The organism is Burkholderia arboris, from assembly GCF_902499125.1.
Taxonomy (GTDB): Bacteria; Pseudomonadota; Gammaproteobacteria; order Burkholderiales; family Burkholderiaceae; genus Burkholderia; species Burkholderia arboris.
Genome location: NZ_CABVPX010000010.1, coordinates 183,655 through 204,548, shown reverse-complemented (window position 1 = coordinate 204,548; position 20,894 = coordinate 183,655). Strand labels below are relative to the sequence as shown.

The window sequence follows — 20,894 nt, the reverse complement described above, 5'->3', positions numbered from 1 at the left end:
CCCGGTTCGTCTCGCAAGGCTAGGATTAAGTGCCTGATTTGTGTCAATTTTTTGTCGGGCAACCATCGGAAGGCGCACACTGTGTATCGAAGATGGGGCCGGAATTGTGTCCGGGTGCCCACGACGGCAGGTCGGAAAATTCTCTTTTGCCGTAGAATGTCCGACTTGTTTTGAAATTTGACACCCTCGTCCATGGCGAAAACCGCATCCCCAGGCGCCACGCCGCCCGGCAATGGTACCGAACCGTTACCGGACAATTACGAGACGGCGCTCGCGGAACTCGAGACGCTGGTTGCCCGGATGGAAGGCGGCGCGTTGAGCCTCGAGGATTCACTGGCGGCGTATCGCCGCGGTGCGACCCTCGTTGCGTTTTGCCAACAGCAGCTCGAGAAAGTGGAGCAGCAGGTTCGCGTGCTCGACGGCGCGACGCTGAAGCCGCTTTCGTCCGGAACGGCCGCCACGGACGGCGAAGACGACGATCTATGACATTCGAACAATGGATGCGGTCCGTGCTTGACCGCGTCGAAGACGCACTCGGCCATTATCTGCCCGCTGAAACCGCGATGCCCGCGAAACTTCACGAGGCGATGCGCTACGCAGTCCTCGGCGGCGGCAAACGCGTTCGCCCGCTGCTGTGCCATGCAGCAGGCGAGCTGACCGGTGCGACGGAAGCGGCGCGCAACGCGGCAGCGGCGGCGCTGGAGATGATCCACGTCTACTCGCTCGTGCACGACGACATGCCGTGCATGGACGACGACGCATTGCGTCGCGGCAAGCCGACCGTGCACGTGCAGTACGACGAGCCGACGGCACTGCTGGTTGGCGACGCCCTGCAGTCGCAGGCGTTCGTTGCGCTGACCGACGCCGATGCGCTGTCGCCGGTGCAGCAGGCGGCGCTGGTGCGCGAGCTTGCGCTCGCGAGCGGCTCCGTCGGCATGGCCGGCGGGCAGGCGATCGATCTGGCGAGCGTCGGCCTGAAGCTGACGCGCGAACAGCTCGAGACGATGCACCGGATGAAGACGGGCGCATTGCTGCGCGCGGCCGTGCGGATGGGCGCGCTGGCCGGCGAGACGCCTTCGGCGGAAACGATGGCCGCGCTCGACGTGTACGCGGGGGCCGTGGGTCTGGCCTTCCAGGTCGTCGACGACATTCTCGACGTCACGACCGATTCGGCGACGCTTGGCAAGACGGCCGGCAAGGACGCGGCAAACGACAAGCCGACCTATGTATCGATCCTCGGCCTCGAGGCGTCGCGCGAGCTGGCAGCGCAGTTGCGCACCGAAGCGCACGACGCGCTGAAACCGTTCGGCGCACGCGCACAGCGTCTCGCCGAACTTGCCGACCTGGTAGTGAACCGGGTCAGCTGACGCGAAAGCCCGCCGCCGCGCACATGCTACGGTGCGTGCAACAGAATGCGGGCGCGTTTGATTTCCTACAATGGAACGACGATGTACGACTTGCTGAAAACCATCGACGACCCGGCGGATTTGCGCCGCCTCGATCGTCGCCAACTTCAACCGCTCGCGGATGAACTGCGCGCGTTCGTGCTCGACAGCGTGTCGAAGACGGGCGGCCATTTGTCGTCCAACCTCGGGACGGTCGAGCTGACGATCGCGTTGCACTACGTGTTCAACACGCCGAACGATCGCATCGTCTGGGACGTGGGTCACCAGACCTACCCGCACAAGATCCTGACGGGCCGCCGCGACCAGATGCATTCGCTGCGTCAGTACGACGGCATCTCGGGGTTCCCGCGCCGCAGCGAATCCGAATACGACACGTTCGGCACCGCGCACTCGAGCACGTCGATCTCGGCCGCGCTCGGCATGGCGATCGGCAGCCAGCTGAACGGCGACGACCGCTTCTCGATCGCCGTGATCGGCGACGGCGCGATGACGGCCGGCATGGCGTTCGAGGCGATGAACAACGCGGGCGTGTCGGAAGATGCGAAGGTGCTCGTGATCCTGAACGACAACGACATGTCGATTTCGCCGCCGGTCGGCGCGCTGAATCGCCATCTCGCCCGCCTGATGTCGGGCCGCTTCTATGCGGCGGCGCGTGCAGGCGTCGAGCGCGTGCTGAGCGTGGCGCCGCCGGTGCTCGAACTCGCGCGCAAGCTCGAGGAGCACGCGAAGGGCATGGTCGTGCCGGCCACGCTGTTCGAAGAATTCGGCTTCAACTACATCGGCCCGATCGACGGTCACGATCTCGATTCGCTGATCCCGACGCTGCAGAACATCCGCGAACTGCGCGGTCCGCAGTTCCTGCACGTGGTGACGAAGAAAGGCCAGGGCTACAAGCTCGCCGAAGCCGATCCCGTGCTCTATCACGGCCCCGGCAAGTTCAATCCGGCCGAAGGCATCAAGCCGTCGACCACGCCCGCGAAGAAGACGTACACGCAGGTGTTCGGCGAATGGCTGTGCGACGAAGCCGAGCGCGATACGCGCGTCGTCGGCATCACGCCCGCGATGCGCGAAGGCTCGGGCATGGTCGAGTTCGAGAAGCGTTTCAAGGATCGTTACTACGACGTCGGCATCGCCGAGCAGCACGCGGTGACGTTCGCGGGCGGCCTCGCGACCGAAGGGCTGAAGCCCGTCGTCGCGATCTACTCGACGTTCCTGCAACGTGGTTACGATCAGCTGATCCACGACGTCGCGCTGCAGAACCTGCCGGTCGTGTTCGCGATCGACCGCGCGGGCCTCGTCGGCGCGGACGGCGCGACGCATGCGGGCGCGTACGATCTCGCGTTCATGCGCTGCATCCCGAACATGACGATCATGGCCGCATCCGACGAGAACGAATGCCGCCAGATGCTGCACACGGCACTGCAACAGCCGAACCCGACCGCGGTGCGTTATCCGCGCGGCGCGGGCACGGGCGTGGCGACGGTGAAGGAATTCACCGAGATCCCGCTCGGCAAGGGTGAGGTGCGTCGCCAGTCGTCGCAGCCGGAAGGCAAGCGCGTCGCGATCCTCGCGTTCGGCACGATGGTCGCACCGTCGCTGGCTGCGGGCGAGGAGCTCGACGCCACGGTCGCGAACATGCGTTTCGTGAAGCCGGTCGATGCGGCGCTCGTGCGCGAGCTCGCCGAAACGCACGACTACCTCGTCACGGTCGAGGAAGGCTGCGTGATGGGTGGCGCGGGCTCGGCCTGCGTGGAAGCCCTGATGGAGAGTGGGGTTATCCGACCCGTACTACAATTGGGCCTCCCTGACCTGTTCATCGATCACGGCGACCCCGCGAAGCTGCTGTCGCAATGCGGCCTCGACGGCGCGGGCATCGCGAAATCGATTCGCGAACGCTTTCTGAACCCGGCGGCCGATGTCGCCGGTCAGGCAAAGCGCGTCGCATAAGCTGGCGCCGCCTGCGGGCGGTGCCGGTGCGACTGGCGCAACCGGTCTTCATTGATGCGGAAAACATGGGCCTGCGGGCCCATGTTGCTTTTCCGGCTGCCGCATGATGCGGCGTGCGCGTCGTCGAACGCGCGGCTTACAAGGATTGAACAAGATGAACCAGATGAATCCCGCCTTCGTGATGCCCGACGTGCAGAGCACGGTGGATACCCGTCAGATTCCGATTCAGCGCGTGGGCGTGAAGGCGGTGCGACATCCGTTGACGGTGAGTACCGAAAGCGGTGACGTACAGCCGACCGTCGGCGTCTGGAACCTCGATGTCCGCCTGCCCGCCGACCAGAAGGGCACGCACATGTCGCGTTTCGTCGCGTTGCTCGAAGAGAACCGCGCGCCGCTGACGGTCGAGCGCTTCCGCGCGATGCTCGCGTCGATGCTCGAGAAGCTCGAAGCCGAAGCCGGCCGCATCGAGGTCACGTTCCCGTACTTCGTGAACAAGACGGCGCCGGTGTCCGGCGTGCAGAGCTTGCTCGACTATGAGGTGACGCTCGCGGGCGAAAGCCGCAATGGCGACACGCGCCTGTTCCTGAAGGTGCTCGTGCCGGTGACGAGCCTGTGCCCGTGCTCGAAGAAGATCTCGCAGTACGGCGCGCACAACCAGCGTTCGCACGTGACGATCGATGCCGAGCTCGCGGCCGACCTGCCGGTCGAGGCGCTGATCCGCATCGCGGAAGAAGAGGCATCGTGCGAGCTGTGGGGCCTGCTGAAGCGTCCGGACGAGAAGTTCGTCACCGAGCGTGCATACGAGAACCCGAAGTTCGTCGAGGATCTCGTGCGCGACGTCGCGCAGCGTCTCGATGCGGACGAGCGCGTGGCCGCCTATGTGCTCGAAGCCGAGAATTTCGAGTCGATCCACAATCACAGCGCATATGCGCTGATCGAGCGGGACAAGCGCCAGGCGGCATAACGCTGCGTCCTTTTGCCGCGCCAATGAAAAAGGCCGCTCGAACGAGCGGCCTTTTTGTTGTCTTGCGTGCGGCGCCGCGTTGCGTGAATCAGCGTGCGAGCGACGCGAGATCCCAGCGCGGCTTCACCGTGAACGCGTAGTCCGCATTCGCCTGCTCGGGCCAGCGGCCGAGCCGCAGGGCGCCCGCGAGCGCGATCATCGCGCCGTTGTCGGTGCAGAGCGCGAGATCGGGGTAGTGCACGTCGAAGCCGCGCTTGGCCGCGGCGGCCGACAGTGCCGCGCGCAACTGGCGGTTCGCACCGACGCCGCCTGCGACCACGAGGCGCTTGAGCTTCGTCTTCTTCAGCGCGGCGAGGGACTTCGCGACGAGCACGTCGACAGCCGCGTCGACGAAGCCGCGCGCGAGGTCGGCTTTCGCGCGGTCGAGCGCAACGCCCTCCAGCTTCGCTGCTTCGAACTTCTTCATCTGCGTGAGCACGGCGGTCTTCAGGCCGCTGAAGCTGAAGTCGAGATCGCCCGAATGCAGCATCGGGCGCGGCAGCACGACCGCGCCCGGCGTGCCCGTCTCGGCGAGCTTCGACACTTCCGGGCCGCCCGGGTAGCCGAGGCCGATCAGCTTCGCCGTCTTGTCGAACGCTTCACCGGCCGCGTCGTCGAGCGTTTCGCCGAGCGTCTCGTACACGCCGACGTCGGTCACGCGCATCAGTTGCGTATGGCCGCCGGACACCAGCAGGGCGACGAACGGGAACGGCGGCGGTTCGTCGACGAGCAGCGGCGACAGCAGGTGGCCTTCGAGGTGGTGGATGCCGACGGTCGGCTTGTTCCACGCGAGCGCGAGCGCATTCGCGATGCTCGCGCCGACGAGCAGCGCGCCGGCGAGACCGGGGCCTTGCGTGAACGCGATTGCGTCGATGTCGTCGCGGCGCGTGCCGCTTTGCGCCATCACTTCCTCGAGCAGCGGCAGTGCGCGGCGGATGTGGTCGCGTGACGCGAGCTCGGGCACGACGCCGCCGTAGTCGCGGTGCATCGCGATCTGCGAATGGAGCGCGTGCGCGAGCAGGCCGCGCTGCGTGTCGTAGAGCGCGAGGCCGGTTTCGTCACAGGAGCTTTCGATGCCGAGAACGAGCATGGGTACGGGCAGGGCGCACCGTTTCGGGCGCGCCACAGGAAGGTCGACGTAACCGGAAAGTATAGCAGGCGAGGGCCGGCTGCCGCTGGCGGCGGCCCGGGGCCGATGCCGGGCAGGTACAATCCGCGCCATGGAAACTTATGACATCGCCGTGATCGGCGCGGGCGCCGCCGGGATGATGAGCGCCGCGGTCGCCGGGCAGCTCGGCCGCCGCGTCGTGCTGATCGATCACGCGCCGCGGCTCGCCGAGAAGATCCGCATTTCGGGCGGCGGCCGCTGCAACTTCACGAACCTGTACGCCGGCCCCGACAACTATCTGTCGTCGAACCCGCATTTCGCGCGCTCGGCACTGGCGCGCTATACGCCGCGCGACTTCCTCGGGCTCCTCAAGCGCCATCACGTGACCTGGCACGAAAAGCACAAGGGGCAGCTCTTTTGCGACCACGGCAGCGACGCGATCATCGACATGCTGAAGCACGAGTGCGACGCGGGCGGCATCGCGTGGCGCCGGCCGGTCGTCGTCGACGCGGTGCGCCATGCGCCGGCCGACGGCTTCGTGCTCGATACGCAGCAGGCGGGGGCGATCGGTGCGCGCGCACTGGTCATCGCGACGGGCGGATTGTCGATCCCCAAAATCGGTGCGACCGACTTCGGCTACCGGCTGGCGAAGCAGTTCGGTCACAAGCTCATCGATACGCGGCCCGCGCTCGTGCCGCTGACGTTCGCGCAGCAGGACTGGGAGCCATTCGCGGCGCTGTCGGGCGTGTCGCTCGAAGTGCGCGTGTCGACCGGCGACAAGAAGCGCGGCGGTGAATTCGTCGAGGATCTGCTGCTGACGCATCGCGGGCTGTCCGGGCCCGGCATCCTGCAGATCTCGAGCTACTGGCAACCCGGCGACCCGATCCGTGTCGACCTGCTGCCGCAGCGCGACACGGTGGCCGACCTGCTCGACGCGAAGCGCACGTCGAAGCGCCAGATCGGTTCGCTGCTCGCCGACTGGGTGCCGTCGCGCCTCGCGCATGCGTGGCTCGACACGCACCGCGTCGCGGCCGACGCGCGGCTTGCAGACTTGCCCGACAAGACGCTGCGCCAGATCGGCGACGCGCTGTCCGGCTGGACGCTGACGCCGAACGGCACCGAGGGCTACAAGAAGGCCGAAGTGACGAAGGGCGGGGTCGATACGCGGGAGTTGTCGTCGGCGACGATGATGAGCGCACGCGTGCCGGGGCTGTTCTTCGTCGGCGAGGCGGTGGACGTGACGGGCTGGCTCGGCGGCTACAACTTCCAGTGGGCGTGGGCGTCCGGCACGGCGGCCGGGCAGGCCGCGGCGGAGTATGCACGCGGCGCCTGACGGGCCGGCCCCTGTAAGCGGGACCAGTCCCCGTGCCTTTGGACAATCCAATCGCTCTGCTATACTCGGTAGTCTTTCCCTGCAATCCTTTATTCGTGTCGGATCATGACGATCATTCGCGTTAAAGAGAACGAGCCGTTCGAAGTTGCAATGCGTCGCTTCAAGCGCACGATCGAGAAGAACGGTCTGCTGACCGAACTTCGTGCGCGCGAGTTTTACGAGAAGCCGACCGCGGAGCGCAAGCGCAAGAAGGCCGCTGCAGTGAAGCGTCATTACAAGCGGATTCGCAGTCAGACGTTGCCGAAGAAGCTGTACTGAACGATTGGGCGCCGCGCGGTTCGCTGAGCGGCGCACCGGCGACTCCGCGCGATCGGGTGCGATCGCGCAGCCGATCAGGCGGCGAGTCGCCGATGCCGGATTCGAGCAACCCGCTTGAGACACTGTCCCAAGCGGGTTTTTGTGTTGACGCCCATTCGCGGGCGTCGGATTCACGTTTCCATTCCGGGTGAAAGATGAGTTTGAAAGAGCAGATCAGCGAAGACATGAAGGCCGCAATGCGCGCGAAGGAAAGCGAGCGCCTGGCGACGATTCGCCTGCTGATGGCCGCGATCAAGCAGCGTGAGGTCGATGATCGGGTCACGCTCGACGACGCGGCCATCACCGCCGTGATCGACAAGATGATCAAGCAGCGCAAGGATTCGATCAGCCAGTTCGAGGCCGCCGGCCGCGACGATCTCGTCGCGAAGGAGCAGGCCGAGCTGACCGTGCTGGGCGGCTACATGCCCGCGCAACTGTCGGACGCCGAAGTGGCGGCCGAAGTCCAGGCAGCGGTCGCGCAAACCGGCGCAGCCGGCCCGCAGGACATGGGCAAGGTGATGGGCGTGCTGAAGGGCAAGCTCGCCGGCCGTGCCGACATGACGGCCGTTTCCGCGCAGGTCAAGGCCGCGCTCACGAAGTAAAACCCGTTCCCGGCGCGCCCAGCGATGCGCGCGCCGGGCGTCGTTTCGTCTTTTTTCGCTCGATCCCACGGTGATTCCGCATTCGTTCCTGCAGGACTTGCTGAACCGCGTCGATATTGTCGACGTGGTGGGCCGGTACGTGCAGCTCAAGAAGGGCGGCGCCAACTTCATGGGGCTGTGCCCGTTCCATAACGAGAAGAGCCCGTCGTTTACCGTCAGTCCGACCAAGCAGTTCTATCACTGCTTCGGGTGCGGCGCGCACGGTACGGCGATCGGTTTCCTGATGGAACACGCGGGGCTCACATTCCCGGAAGCCGTGCAGGAGCTCGCGCAGTCCGTCGGGCTGACCGTGCCGCACGAACCGTCGATGCGCGGTGGCGGCGGCGGAGGCGGCGATTATCCGGCGCCGGTGTCGAAATCGGTGGCGACCGCGCTGTCCGACGCGATGACGGCTGCATGCGACTACTACCGCAAGCAGTTGCGCGGCGCGACCGTCGCGATCCAGTACCTGAAGAACCGGGGCCTGACCGGCGAGATCGCCGCGCGCTTCGGTCTCGGCTACGCGCCGGACGGCTGGCAGAACCTCGAAACCGCGTTCCCGGACTATCGCGACGAGTCGCTCGTCGAGTCGGGGCTCGTGATCGTCAGCGAGAAAACCGACGCACAGGGCGTCGCGCGCCGCTATGACCGGTTCCGCGAGCGGATCATGTTCCCGATCCGCAATGTGAAGGGGCAGGTGATCGGGTTCGGCGGCCGCGTGCTCGGCAGCGGCGAGCCGAAGTACCTGAACTCGCCCGAAACGCCGCTGTTCAACAAGGGCAGCGAGCTGTACGGGCTGTTCGAGGCGCGGCTCGCGATTCGCGAGCGCAAGTACGTGCTGGTCGTCGAAGGCTACATGGACGTGGTCGCGCTTGCGCAGCTCGGGTTTCCGAATGCGGTCGCGACGCTCGGCACCGCGTGCACGCCGATTCACGTGCAGAAGCTGCTTCGCCAGACCGACACGGTCATTTTCAGTTTCGACGGCGATTCGGCCGGGCGGCGGGCGGCGCGGCGCGCGCTCGAGGCCTGCCTGCCGCACGCGGGCGACAATCGCACGATCCGGTTCCTTTTTCTGCCGACCGAGCATGATCCGGACAGCTATGTACGCGAGTTCGGCGCGGACGCGTTCTCCGAGCAGGTCGAGCGCGCGATGCCGCTGTCGCAATTTCTGTTGAACGAAGCAATTTCCGGCAAGGCGCTCGATCAGCCGGAAGGTCGCGCGAAGGCGCTGTTCGATGCGAAGCCGCTGCTGCAGGCGCTGCCTGCGAATGCGTTGCGTGCGCAGATCATGCACATGTTCGCGGACCGTCTCGATATCCCGTTCGAAGAGGTTGCGGGGCTGTCCGACGTCGATACGCGAATCGCGGCGCCGCCGCGCCAGGCGCCCGCGCGCAGCGAGCGGCGACGCGTGACGGACAGCGAAAAGCGTGCATTGCGTACGCTGGTGATGCATCCGCGCATCGCGTCGCAGCTCGACGACGAACAGATTGCGACCCTGCGGGCGTTGCCGCGCATCGGCGAATTGTTCGCGGAAGTCGTCGACCACGCGCGTGCGCTGGGCGACGGCGCGGAGTTCCGGCTGCTGTCGGATGTCCTGCGGACGTCCTCGAACGGGGCGACTTACGAGGAAATCTTCCGCGAAATTCTGGACTATGATGAAAACGTCCGCGACTTGCTGTTACAGAATCCGGAAGACGAGACGGTGCCCGAGCGGCAGCGTGAACAGGAACGGATCGCGGGGGAGGAACTGCAGGCGGCGGTGCTCAAGATGCGCTATGACGCCTGCTGCGACCGGCTTGACCGGCTGGCGCGGCAATCCACCTTCACACCCGAGGAATTGACCGAATTGACGGAATTGAACCAGCAGCGAACCGACATGAAACGTCGGCTCGGGCTGTAGGCGGCCGGGGCGCTTAGAGAGGGCTCCCCAGCGTGCTATAATATAAGGTTTCCAGCGGTTTGTTTTCTAAGCAGAGGCGAGAATCGCGATGGCAAAGACGACAGGCGGAAAGAAAGCAACAGGCAAGGGCTCGACGGAGCCGACCAAGAAGGTCACAGCGGCCAAGTCTGCTTCTTCCACCAGGACAACGTCTTCAGCCACGTCAGCCCCTGCAGGAAAGAAAACCGCGGCCGGCACTGCTCAGGCTGCGCCGGCGCCGGCAGCCAGAACACGGGCTGCCGCCAGACCCGACTCCGGGCCGGCCAAGCCGGCGGCGAAGCGGGCAAGTGCGAAAAGCGCAAGGGACACGACTGCCGACGCGGACGAAACGGCAGTACGTACTACTCATGCACCCACGGTTCAACCGGCTGTCGTCCAGCAGCCGCGAGTCGATATAGCCGGTACGGCGAACTCCATGACCAAAAAGCTGAACGAAGTATCCGTCGAAGACGACGCAAATCAGAGCGACGAGCAGCCCGCAGCCGCGGCTGCACCGGGCAAATCCAAGGTGCGCGATCGTCGCGCCAAGGAAAAGGCGCTGCTGAAGGAAGCGTTTGCGACGAGCACGCCGGGCACGGCCGAGGAGCTCGAAGAGCGCCGCGTGAAACTGCGCGCGCTGATCAAGCTCGGCAAGGAGCGCGGCTTCCTGACGTACGCCGAAATCAACGACCACCTGCCGGACAACTTCACCGAGACCGAAGCCCTCGAAGGCATCATCGGCACGTTCAACGACATGGGCGTGGCGGTTTACGAGCAGGCTCCGGACGCGGAAACGCTGCTCCTGAACGACAACGCGCCCGCCGCGTCGTCGGACGATGAAGTCGAAGAGGAAGCGGAAGTCGCGCTGTCCACCGTCGATTCGGAATTCGGCCGCACGACCGATCCGGTCCGGATGTACATGCGCGAAATGGGCACGGTCGAGCTGCTCACGCGCGAAGGCGAAATCGAGATCGCGAAGCGGATCGAGGACGGCCTGCGCCACATGGTGATGGCCATCTCCGCATGCCCGACGACGATCGCCGACATCCTCGCGATGGCCGAACGCGTCGCGAACGAAGAGATCCGCGTCGACGAGCTCGTCGACGGCCTGCTCGATCCGAATGCTTCGGACTCGGCCGACACCGACGGCTTCTCCGCGAAGGAAGCGGAAGCCATCGAGAACGAGAACGAGGAAGCTGAAGAGGAAGAGGAAGAAGAGGAAGAGGAGGAGGACGACGGTGCCGCCCAGGCATCGGCGAACGCCGCCCAGCTCGAAGCCCTCAAGCGTGCGTCGCTCGACAAGTTCTCGCAGATCAGCGAGTGGTTCGACAAGATGCGTCGCGCGTTCGAGAAGGAAGGCTACAAGTCGAAGGCCTACCTGAAGGCGCAGGAAACGATCCAGACCGAACTGATGACGATCCGCTTCACCGCGCGTACCGTCGAACGCCTGTGCGACACGCTTCGTGCGCAGGTGGACGAAGTGCGTCAGGTCGAGCGCCAGATCCTGCACATCGTCGTCGACAAGTGCGGCATGCCGCGTTCGGAATTCATCGCGCGCTTCCCGGGCAGCGAGACGGATCTCGACTGGTCCGAGAAGATCATGGCCGAAGGCCATTCGTACAGCGCGGTGCTGTCGCGTAACGTTCCGGCGATCCGCGAACAGCAGCAGCGCCTGCTCGACCTGCAGGCGCGTGTCGTGCTGCCGCTGAAGGACCTGAAGGAAACCAACCGCCAGATGGCGGCCGGCGAACTGAAGGCACGCCAGGCGAAGCGCGAAATGACCGAGGCGAACCTGCGTCTCGTGATCTCGATCGCGAAGAAGTACACGAACCGCGGCCTGCAGTTCCTCGACCTGATCCAGGAAGGCAACATCGGCCTGATGAAGGCGGTGGACAAGTTCGAATACCGTCGTGGCTACAAGTTCTCGACCTACGCGACGTGGTGGATCCGTCAGGCCATCACGCGTTCGATCGCGGACCAGGCGCGCACGATCCGTATTCCGGTTCACATGATCGAAACGATCAACAAGATGAACCGCATCTCGCGGCAGATCCTGCAGGAAACCGGTCTCGAGCCGGATCCGGCAACGCTCGCCGAGAAGATGGAGATGCCGGAAGACAAGATCCGCAAGATCATGAAGATCGCGAAGGAGCCGATCTCGATGGAAACGCCGATCGGTGACGACGACGATTCCCATCTGGGCGACTTCATCGAGGACAACAACACGGTCGCGCCGGCGGATGCAGCGCTGCATGCCAGCATGCGCGACGTCGTGAAGGACGTGCTCGATTCGCTGACGCCGCGCGAGGCGAAGGTGCTGCGGATGCGTTTCGGTATCGAGATGAGCACCGACCACACGCTCGAGGAAGTCGGCAAGCAGTTCGACGTCACGCGCGAGCGGATCCGTCAGATCGAGGCCAAGGCGCTGCGCAAGCTGCGTCACCCGAGCCGCTCCGACAAGCTGAAGTCGTTCCTCGAAGGGAACTGATTTCCAGCGTCTCTCCTGCGAACGCCGCCGGCATCTGCGTGATGCCGGTGGCGTTTGTCCCCTTTGTTGTTACAATGCCGGCCCGGCTTCGTTGCCGGGGCGGCGTGTAGCACGCGTCGTATCTCATCAGGGCTTGTAGCTCAGCGGTTAGAGCAGTCGACTCATAATCGATTGGTCGCGGGTTCGAACCCCGCCGGGCCCACCATATTCCGTTCCAAGGTCAGCCGAGGAAAATTCCAAACCCGTGATGCCGCAAGGCTTCACGGGTTTTTTGTTTTTCAGGGTGTCCGGGTGGTTTCGTAGGCAGCCGGTATGCCTCTCACGCATCAGGCCATGCCGGTGTGGCATCACGCCGTCCGGTCCTATCGCTTAAGATCGACGACTGTCGGTAATCTCACGAACTCGACCAACTGGCTCCGCCCAACCGGACCCCGGCTCCATCAAGCCGATGCGTTGGCCCCAAGCCCTTCCTCCCGCAACAACTCAACGCTCCATGCCGGCTTACCTCGCGTCGATGCGACGATTGCATTCATTGCGTTTGAATTCTTCTCGTTAGGAAATATGTGATGCAGGCGAGTCGGAGCGAATCGGTTGATTCGATCAATTTCCTCGGAGACGTTTTGTTGCGGGTCCACGCGCTTTCGTGCGAAATTCCCGCCCCTTCCTTCATCGGCTCCGCGGTTTCACTTGTCAGTCAATCAATATCCTGTCGTTCCGCGTGGTGGGGGCTGGTTGGTCGTGGGGCCAATGAAGTCACACCGACGGTCTACAAGAAGGAATTGATCGGACTACCGGCGGACTTCGAGGAAAGGTGGCTTCTCATCTCGGCACAGGACGCATTCGCGATAGAAGTCGAACGCCGTATCGGGGAGGTTCATGCTTTTTCTACGGACGAGAACTACAGCGCTCCCGGGAAAACCGAGGAGGTCAGGGCTTTTTGCCGGGAATACGATCTGGCGCATGGCGTATCGGTATTGCTGAGTGAGCCGTTCACGAGGAATCATTTCTTTTGCACGCTGTACCGAGGGCAGGATGCGCAGCCGTTCGATGAAATCGACATGGCATATTTCGGGCAGATCATGAAGTACACACTGCAGATATGGCGGAAGAATCTTCAACGCATGCTTTCCGTTCCAGCCGCAGACAACGTGCACTCGAGCGGGATTGCGGACAAGGACGGAAGAATTGTCGGCATAGGCGGAGGGCTGTGCGAGTTCATCTCCTTGAACTGGCCGACGTGGCGTGGCGGAACGCTGCCGCGAGAGTTCGTTCAGATCTTCAACGACGCGCCCTGCCGTACGCGTCTGGGGGGAAGGGCGGTCGAGATCGGCTATTTCGGATCTTATCTGCATGTATCCCTTGCACCGGACGGGCATGGGTTCGTCCTGTCGCCCAAGGAGAGGGCGATTGCGCATCAGTTTGCTGCCGGTCGCTCGTACAAGGAAATTTCACGCGTGATCGGCCTGTCGCCCGCAACGGTCAGAACCTATTTGCAGCGTGTCTATGCGCACCTCGGGGTGAGCAACAAGGTCCAGTTGGGCAGGGTGCTCGCTCCGGATTCGGCAGATGGCCAGGTTGAGGGCTCCCAGCCATTCTGACCGCGGTACCCGCCCGCATGTCACCTGCCGACGCGTCCGAAGCCGCTGAATCCTGTCGCGGCGCGTCGCCTGACGCGGGGATGATCGCCGGTCATTGCTCGTTCCTCAACCGACCCTCGTGTATGCGAGTCACGATCGGAAAATGACGCTGGCGTCTCCGGCAAGGGTTGGATCTTTACCGGTCCGGCGTCATACCTGCTCGGACCATTTCCCCGATCGTTCCGGTTTTCTGCACGATGGGCAACTGCTGGGAATGCGCGTCTGCATTTGCAGAGTATCGAGTGCTGATCGTGCCATGGGAGAATACTTTCGGTTCGACAGCGGTTCAGGGGCAGCCGGCTCCGGCCAGCGACCGGATCCTGACCAGTTCGCCAGCATGCATTGGCGATGCAGGCCATGGTTCTCATCGCGACGACGGCAGCATTGCGTTGTCCGAAAAAACCTGCTCATTGTCCGCTGTTACGCTTCCCCGGTTCAGGGCCGAATGTTCTAATTTTTGCATTGAGCAGGCAGTAGTCATTCGATACACGCGCGATCGATTGCGCGGAGGCCGGATGCGGTTCATGGAAGTTCTCGAGCCGTTGCATGTCGGCCTTTTTGCTTGACTGAGAAGGGCAATCGCATTGGTCAGAGTTCTAATGTCGATTAAAAAATTCGGATAACGAATTAATAGGAAACAAAAGATGCGCCGATTGTGAACGGCAGCGTTGCGACAGCGTTGTGGTTTGCGATGTCACGAAGCTGGCGTCGGGCATCGATTTCGTTGGAGAAGCATGTGTTGATCCGCGTCACCGAAGGGCGCGATGAACTCGGCGTATGACAGATACACGATGGACGACGAGTGAATGAAAGATGAAATGTCGGGTGCACGGCGTCATTGCATAGGGCACGGGAACGGAAAGAGAGGGTGGATGGATCACGTCGACACCATCGGATTCGATATCGAATGGCGGCCTCTCATCAATTATCTGAAGGAGAAGGGTGTCGCGATTCCCGATCTGTGGGGCGACTCCCGGTCGGCGGGGCGCTTGCCTAGCGGGCTGCTTTACGACTGGATTGCCCAGAACAGCATGTCGCCGCGGGAAGCGCTTCGCATCGGCGAGCACTATCGGCTGTCGGATTACGGCGTTGTCGGATTGGCTCTGAAGACCGCCGCCAACTTTGGAGAGGCGTTTCAAGTCGTCAGGACGTACATGCTGCCGCTTAACCAGAACATTCGTGGTGTGCGTGTCGACGCGTCCGATGCCGATGCCGGTACCGTCGATGTCAGCATCGATTTGCGCGACAGCCCGGATTTACCCCCGGAACTGAGGCTTTTCAATGCCAATGTGGTTGCCGCGGCGTCATATGCGATCACCAGGAATTTGCTGCGCGACAAGATCGATTTGATTCGCCTGCGGCTTCCTGAAGCGGCCGACGATCCGGGCCCGTATGAGGCGCATTTCGGTGTTCCGGTTCGGTTCGGTGGCCGGAGCATTGTTTTCACGTTACCGGGCGGTTGCTTCGATCAGGAGATACCGAGTGCAAACCGGGCGGTCTTTCAGGCAGCCATCGCGATGAGCGGAGAAGCGCTAGATACGATGCTCTCGCGGGAAGTGCGCGGATATCGCGAACGCATTCTCTCGTTGCTTGAATCCCTTCCCGATCAGTATCCGGACAGCAGTGATGTCGCCCGGCATCTTGGCATCAACGAGCGAACGCTGCGCCGGCGATTGACCGACGAAGGCTGCAGCTATCGCGAGGTCCTGGATATGGTGCGACAAAAAAGGGCCAAGCGCCTGCTGCTGGATAAGCGTTTGCGCATGGACGACATTGCCGAAAAGCTCGGTTACGCGGATACGTCGAGCTTCAGAAATGCGTTCCGCCGGTGGACCGGATGTAGCCCGAGTGATTTTCGGCGAGATGCCGGCGTCGTATAGCGTTCGGCGAGTCGAAGTCCGCAGTACCCGCGCATCGGCCGGTCGTGGCGCCGGGATCGCGCGGCGAGATATCTGGTCGACGGTTTTTGCGATCGACAGATCGCCGTGGAGCGGGGTGTGATTCCGTATCTACGCGGATCGTCAGGGTCGTGATTCGGATGAGGGGGCGCAGAACCGAGCGATAGTCGGTCGATCTGCCGTGCGTGTCGAATTGAAGCGTCGAGGACGAAACGAGGTGGCCGCGTGATTTTGACGATGCCGAAGAAGAGGGCGGCAATTTTATCAAGAGATTCGAAAATAGAATCGTGGATTATTAATAATCTGAAAGAGTCGGATTACGATTGCATATTTTTTATAAATTTCAACGATATATTAAGTTATGAGAACCCGGAAGATTTAAGCATCCTTGTAACGAGATTCGAGGATCTGGATTCCGTGTCGGGACGGGTCTTGCTTCGCCGGAAAAATGGCGCGCTCGAAAAAACGCCGATTCTTTTCGTAACGTCGGGTGTGGAGAAATGGAAAATCGTGTCGATGCTGGACGCGGGTGCTGACGCATATATCGCGACCACCGCGTCACGTCCCGTTTTTCTGTCGTATGTCGATGCGCTCGTGAGGCGCGCGAGGGCGAGGAAGTCGCGTCCTAGCAGGGAAATTCACGGAGCGTACGAATTCGACCTGCTCAGCAAGAAGGTCCGGCGGCAGAGAACGAACATTCCGGTCAACGTGATGGAATTCCATATTTCTCTTTCGCTTTTTCGGAATCTCGGCGAGTCACTTTCGTTGAACTATCTCGAGGAAATGACTTGGGGCGTTTCGACCGGGGAAGCTCGCGGGAAGATAAGGACGCACGTGTCGAATCTGAAGAGGAAGCTCGACCTGACGCCGGAGAATGGCTACCTGCTCACCGCCGTGAGGGGATATGGGTATCGACTTGAATTGATTCCAGGTCGAGACCGGTTGTCGGGTAAATGCGACGAGGTTGAACTGGATTGGAGTACGTCCTGAACACTTCTTGAGGAGGTCAATGGCAGGAAAAGGCGCGTTGCGCCGTTGTACGAGCGCGAGGCGAAGATTCCGACGCCGGCATCGCAGCGTGATCCTGGCAGCGGACCAGCGCATACCCATCAACATCGATCTGAAAATTCCATGCTCTATCGTTATCGAAAGACATTCGGCTTGACGCTGATCGCGAGCCTGGCGTTGTCTGCCTGCGGCGGCGACGATGCGTCAGGCACCGGTGCCGCCGCGGGCAGCCGCGCCAACGGAAGCGACAGCACGGCGAAAATGGCTTGCCCATTCCAGGGCGCACTCGTTTTCGAGTGCGAGCCGCTTTTCAAATATCAATGGGCATTGAAGCAGCCAGGGAGCTATTTCGCGGACTTCCCGAACGTGGCCGACGGCGAGACGGACCTCGACATCGAGAGCGTATTTCGTGATGGGGTTTTGGGGCAGGGCGTCAATCTGCTGGTGCTGGACGACGGTATCGACATCGCACACGAAGATCTGGCGCCGAACGTCAAACGCTCGATGATGCATAACTTCTTCAACGATACGAACGACCCCACGCCAGACGATATCGAATCGGCTCACGGAACCCACGTCGCGGGAATAGCCGCAGCGGCAATGAATGGGAAAGGCATCGTGGGCGTTGCGCCGGATGTGAATCTGGGCGGTGCGCGCTTTCTCGGCTTCGACGATGACGTTTCGAATCAGGTCGCCGCTTACGGCGGCGTGTCGTGGTCGGAGAACGCTGACATCATCAATGCATCGTATGGGATCAATCCGCGGAGCCCGATTGAATACGATACCGACACGTCCAGCACGGAGGCCGTCCGGTCTTTTCCGGAGCGCCGTGACGGCAAGGGGCTCGTCATGCTCAAGGCGACGGGAAACGAATACACCGGAATTTATGATGAGGCGACCAGGACCACGCGCGATTGCCCGACGGTTGGAGGCAAGCGCGGCATGATTTCCTGCGAGAATCCGGCCAATGATCCGGAAGGACTCGAACCGGGCGTGATCATGGTGGCCTCCGCCAACGCGATGGGGAGAAAGGCAAGCGACTCGAATGCCGGCCCGGTCAACTGGATTACCGCATTGGGAGGCGAAGACGGGGATAGTGGCGCGTACGGCGAGACAGTTCCTGGTCCGAAGATTTTCTCGACGGATTTGACAGGCTGTCACCGCGGTTACAGTCGCTACCGTTCTCCGGCTGACTCGAAGAACGAAGCGATGAACGACTTCGACACCGCCGGCAAGCGTGTCAACCTTCGCGAGAATCCCGACTGCAAGTACTCGAGCATGAATGGCACATCGGCGGCCACTCCGATGGTGTCAGGCATTGTGGCGTTGATGCTGTCGGTCAACCCGACGCTGACGTGGCGCGACGTCAGGGACATCCTGCGCACCACCGCGCGAAAGATCGATGCTGGTTATGGTTCGCGTGACGGACGTGACGCAAGGATCGATCTCGGCGACGGTAGCGCCTCGTACGACACCCGCTCGGACCTCGTCGACGGAGCGACCACCGCGCGTCTTGACTATGGCTGGCAGACAAATGGTGCCGGCAACGCATATTCGACATGGTACGGCTTCGGTCTGATCGACGCTGCGGCGGCGGTCCGGAAGGCGAGATCCTACACATCGCACGCCGCTGCCGATTTGACGATTCCTGGTTTCGCTCGGGCCTTTCCAGACGTCATGCAGATACGATACGGGCACGTTCAGAAGCTTGGCCAATTCAGCGTATCCGGCAACGACAACGTCGATCAGTTGCAGCTTCGCCTGACCGGGAGTGTCTGTATCGGCAGCATGGGTGTGTACGTCAAATCGCCGTCCGGTACGATTTCGACGCTTGCATTGCCGTATAACAGCTACTACACGAACAATGTTTCGGAGGTCAGCCACTACGGCCTCGGCAGCTACGCATTCTACGGTGAGCAATCCGCCGGAACCTGGGAGGTCTACGCGGTCAACGTAGTGCCGCAGCCCGAATGCAACAGCTCCCCCGGTAACCTCACGCGCCTGAGCAAACCGTTGTCCGTCGAATACCGCATCATCGCAGCTCGTTGAGAGACCCGGATCATGAGCCATCAATCTTTCATCAGGTACTGGATTTCAGGCGCGATGCTGTCGGTGCTCGCAACGCTGCATGTGAACGCGGCTGAATCGATCGCCGGCAAGCAATTGTCGCCGCAGGAGCTGGCGCAGTACGCGCATGCGCCGTCGGTGCGGCTGGATGGTCAGACCTTCAAGCATCTGAATGCGGGCGAAACTGCCAAATCCATGCGTGCCGGTTCGGCAGGCGATCGAGCGACGCTGCTTGTCAACGAGCGTGGCGTGGTGGGCGAGACCCGCAATGAACTGGTCGTCTCGCAAGTCGAACCGGATCGCGTGCGCGAGGTGGCCGGTCAGCTCGGCAAATCACCGGTGGCGACGGCCTACTTCGCGCCGGTGCGCATCAGCACGCTGCGCTTCGCATCGTTCGAGGACGCGGTCGAGGCACGGGCGAAGCTGATCAAGTTGCTGCCGCAGGCGAGAGTCAATTTGCCGATCCGATACGCGACATCGAAGGCGCGCTGATCGTGACGAGGATGCTGTGCCGTGCGGTGGAGTATCCGGTATTTACCGAACAGCCCGCCGGATCTCGATGAGATATCGGTGTCCGGAACTACGTCTCGCGTGTCCGTTCGTGCTCTTTCCAGCAATCGGTGTGGATGATTTAATCGAGTCCGAACCGATTGAACGGAACAAGCCTGAAATCGGTAAGGAAGCGTTCAAACAAGTATCGTTTTCAATGCTGTCCATCAATTAATTCGTATTGCGAATCAAATTGATGACGTCGACGAACCTTTCAAGGTTCTGGTGCAGACGGCACTCGAATGGTTCGGGGTTTCGTTTGCGGATTGTCTGAATCGGCCCCGTCGCCTGGTTGGCGGTGGTGCAGGCGAGCGTTGTGCTTCCAGTCGTCAACCATGCAGTGATCAACTTAACCGGGGAAAAACATGAAGGCTCACTTGAAAGCTCTGCTTGCCGTCTCGTTCGCCGTGGCCGGCGGGCTTGCGCATGCGCAATCGAATCCGATCAACGGTACCGTCAATGCGCAGCTCGTGCTGACCAGCGGTTGCGCGATCAATGCCGGCAGCGGTTCGGTCAGCACGACCACCAATTTCGGTTCGCTCAACTTCGGCACGCAGCCGAGCGGCTTTACCGGGTCGTTGAATGCGCAAACGACCGGGACCGGAACGAGCACGACTCAGATAACCTGTTCGCCCGACGTGACCTCGGTGAAAGTCACGGTCGACGGCGGCAAGAACGCGGGGAAGGGGGCCAGCGTCGGAACGGGTACGCGCGCACTGGCAAACGGTACGTCTTACGTTCCGTACGAAGTCTATTCGGATAACGCGTTCAAGAATCAGTATGTGGCGAGTACCGCGCAGACCGTACCGTTGACTGCGGGCACGGCGCTCGCGCTGCCGATCTACGGTGTCGTGAACAAGACCAGCACGTCCGCTCTCGCGGCCGGTACGTATACCGACGTGCTGAACGTCACGGTCGGCTGGTAAGCGCACTCGCCAACCCTCTCCGGTCTTGCGGCGGCCGACGGTGCCGCAAGACGCGCATCTCACGACGGGATCGCTATGTGGCTCTGCAAAACCCGGGCTCTTCTGTTGAGTGCTGTCATGTTTCCGGTTACCGGCATGGCGGATACGCCGATACCGACGACGAAGACCTTCGCGATCAGCGCGCGGATCGTGTCGGGGTGTGGTGTGTCGGGCGGCGGTACCAGCGTCAATTTCGGGCTGCTGGATTTCGGCACCTATCCCGCCGTGTCGGCCGGGCAGGTCAATGCGGTCGCGACCGGTAGTGCACTGCAGATCCAGTGTTCGTCCGGCACGACGCTGAAGATCGCCGTCGACGGTGGACTCAATCCCTCGTCGGGCAATACGCAACGGAATCTGCAGGGACCGGGCGAAACGCTCATCGGTTATCAGCTCTATGCGGATGCCGCCCACACGCAAGCGCTCAACATCGGACAACCGGTATCGATGCCCGTGTCGGGCGTCGCGAGCTTGCCGATCTACGGCTCGCTCAGTCTGCCGGGCGGTTCCACGCCGGCCGGTACTTATACAGATACCGCCCAGGTCACGATCAGTTACTGAATCAGGATGGA

At 62.4% G+C, this 20,894-nt stretch carries 17 protein-coding genes and 1 tRNA gene; 17 read left to right on the top strand and 1 reads right to left on the bottom strand.

The window, feature by feature from the left end:
- Positions 1-192 precede the first annotated feature (192 nt).
- From BLA15945_RS14975 to folE2, 4 genes are all read left to right on the top strand, one after another.
- On the top strand, positions 193-486 hold the full coding sequence (locus BLA15945_RS14975; protein WP_040139363.1) for an exodeoxyribonuclease VII small subunit: 294 nt from the start codon (positions 193-195) through the stop codon (positions 484-486).
- Positions 483-1,367: a polyprenyl synthetase family protein gene (locus BLA15945_RS14970; RefSeq protein ID WP_059237316.1), complete on the top strand. Its 885-nt coding sequence runs from the start codon at positions 483-485 to the stop codon at positions 1,365-1,367. The genes BLA15945_RS14975 and BLA15945_RS14970 overlap by 4 nt, the downstream gene beginning before the upstream one ends.
- A gap of 81 nt (positions 1,368-1,448) precedes the next feature.
- Entirely contained in the window at positions 1,449-3,353 is a 1,905-nt protein-coding gene (gene dxs, locus BLA15945_RS14965) for a 1-deoxy-D-xylulose-5-phosphate synthase (protein WP_174992774.1), read from the top strand.
- Between the two features lie 154 nt (positions 3,354-3,507).
- The gene (folE2, locus tag BLA15945_RS14960; RefSeq protein ID WP_174992773.1) at positions 3,508-4,317 is read left to right on the top strand and encodes a GTP cyclohydrolase FolE2; all 810 of its coding nucleotides are present in this window, start codon (positions 3,508-3,510) and stop codon (positions 4,315-4,317) included.
- An 88-nt stretch (positions 4,318-4,405) separates the two neighbouring features.
- On the opposite strand, the gene tsaD is transcribed toward folE2, so the two are convergent.
- Positions 4,406-5,446 carry a tRNA (adenosine(37)-N6)-threonylcarbamoyltransferase complex transferase subunit TsaD gene (gene tsaD, locus BLA15945_RS14955; RefSeq protein ID WP_174992772.1) on the bottom strand — a complete coding sequence of 347 codons (1,041 nt, stop codon included), beginning with the start codon at positions 5,444-5,446 and terminating at the stop codon, positions 4,406-4,408.
- Between the two features lie 130 nt (positions 5,447-5,576).
- Between tsaD and BLA15945_RS14950 the strand changes: the two genes are divergently transcribed.
- From BLA15945_RS14950 to BLA15945_RS14890, 13 genes are all read left to right on the top strand, one after another.
- A complete protein-coding gene (locus tag BLA15945_RS14950; protein WP_059237312.1) occupies positions 5,577-6,797 on the top strand; it encodes a BaiN/RdsA family NAD(P)/FAD-dependent oxidoreductase in 1,221 nt (406 codons plus the stop codon).
- Positions 6,798-6,902: 105 nt separating this feature from the next.
- Positions 6,903-7,115: a 30S ribosomal protein S21 gene (rpsU, locus tag BLA15945_RS14945; RefSeq protein ID WP_006479415.1), complete on the top strand. Its 213-nt coding sequence runs from the start codon at positions 6,903-6,905 to the stop codon at positions 7,113-7,115.
- A gap of 194 nt (positions 7,116-7,309) precedes the next feature.
- Complete coding sequence (locus BLA15945_RS14940) at positions 7,310-7,756, top strand: GatB/YqeY domain-containing protein (RefSeq protein ID WP_059237311.1); 447 nt, start codon at positions 7,310-7,312, stop codon at positions 7,754-7,756.
- A gap of 70 nt (positions 7,757-7,826) precedes the next feature.
- Positions 7,827-9,695: a DNA primase gene (dnaG, locus tag BLA15945_RS14935; RefSeq protein ID WP_059237310.1), complete on the top strand. Its 1,869-nt coding sequence runs from the start codon at positions 7,827-7,829 to the stop codon at positions 9,693-9,695.
- A gap of 88 nt (positions 9,696-9,783) precedes the next feature.
- On the top strand, positions 9,784-12,201 hold the full coding sequence (gene rpoD, locus BLA15945_RS14930) for an RNA polymerase sigma factor RpoD (protein WP_081051933.1): 2,418 nt from the start codon (positions 9,784-9,786) through the stop codon (positions 12,199-12,201).
- Positions 12,202-12,330: 129 nt separating this feature from the next.
- Positions 12,331-12,406, top strand: a tRNA-Ile gene (locus BLA15945_RS14925).
- 361 nt (positions 12,407-12,767) lie between these two features.
- The gene (locus BLA15945_RS14920) at positions 12,768-13,799 is read left to right on the top strand and encodes a response regulator transcription factor (protein WP_174992771.1); all 1,032 of its coding nucleotides are present in this window, start codon (positions 12,768-12,770) and stop codon (positions 13,797-13,799) included.
- Between the two features lie 911 nt (positions 13,800-14,710).
- On the top strand, positions 14,711-15,718 hold the full coding sequence (locus tag BLA15945_RS14915) for an AraC family transcriptional regulator (RefSeq protein WP_174992770.1): 1,008 nt from the start codon (positions 14,711-14,713) through the stop codon (positions 15,716-15,718).
- Positions 15,719-15,961: 243 nt separating this feature from the next.
- Positions 15,962-16,726: a response regulator transcription factor gene (locus BLA15945_RS14910; protein ID WP_081051932.1), complete on the top strand. Its 765-nt coding sequence runs from the start codon at positions 15,962-15,964 to the stop codon at positions 16,724-16,726.
- 141 nt (positions 16,727-16,867) lie between these two features.
- Positions 16,868-18,793, top strand: coding sequence for a S8 family serine peptidase (locus BLA15945_RS14905; protein WP_174992769.1), 1,926 nt, complete (start codon positions 16,868-16,870; stop codon positions 18,791-18,793).
- A gap of 54 nt (positions 18,794-18,847) precedes the next feature.
- A complete protein-coding gene (locus BLA15945_RS14900; protein ID WP_174992768.1) occupies positions 18,848-19,303 on the top strand; it encodes a hypothetical protein in 456 nt (151 codons plus the stop codon).
- Between the two features lie 422 nt (positions 19,304-19,725).
- The gene (locus BLA15945_RS14895) at positions 19,726-20,286 is read left to right on the top strand and encodes a spore coat protein U domain-containing protein (protein WP_059237303.1); all 561 of its coding nucleotides are present in this window, start codon (positions 19,726-19,728) and stop codon (positions 20,284-20,286) included.
- A 75-nt stretch (positions 20,287-20,361) separates the two neighbouring features.
- Positions 20,362-20,883 (top strand): Csu type fimbrial protein, encoded by a 522-nt coding sequence (locus BLA15945_RS14890; RefSeq protein WP_059237302.1) that lies wholly within the window; start codon positions 20,362-20,364, stop codon positions 20,881-20,883.
- Positions 20,884-20,894: the final 11 nt, after the last annotated feature.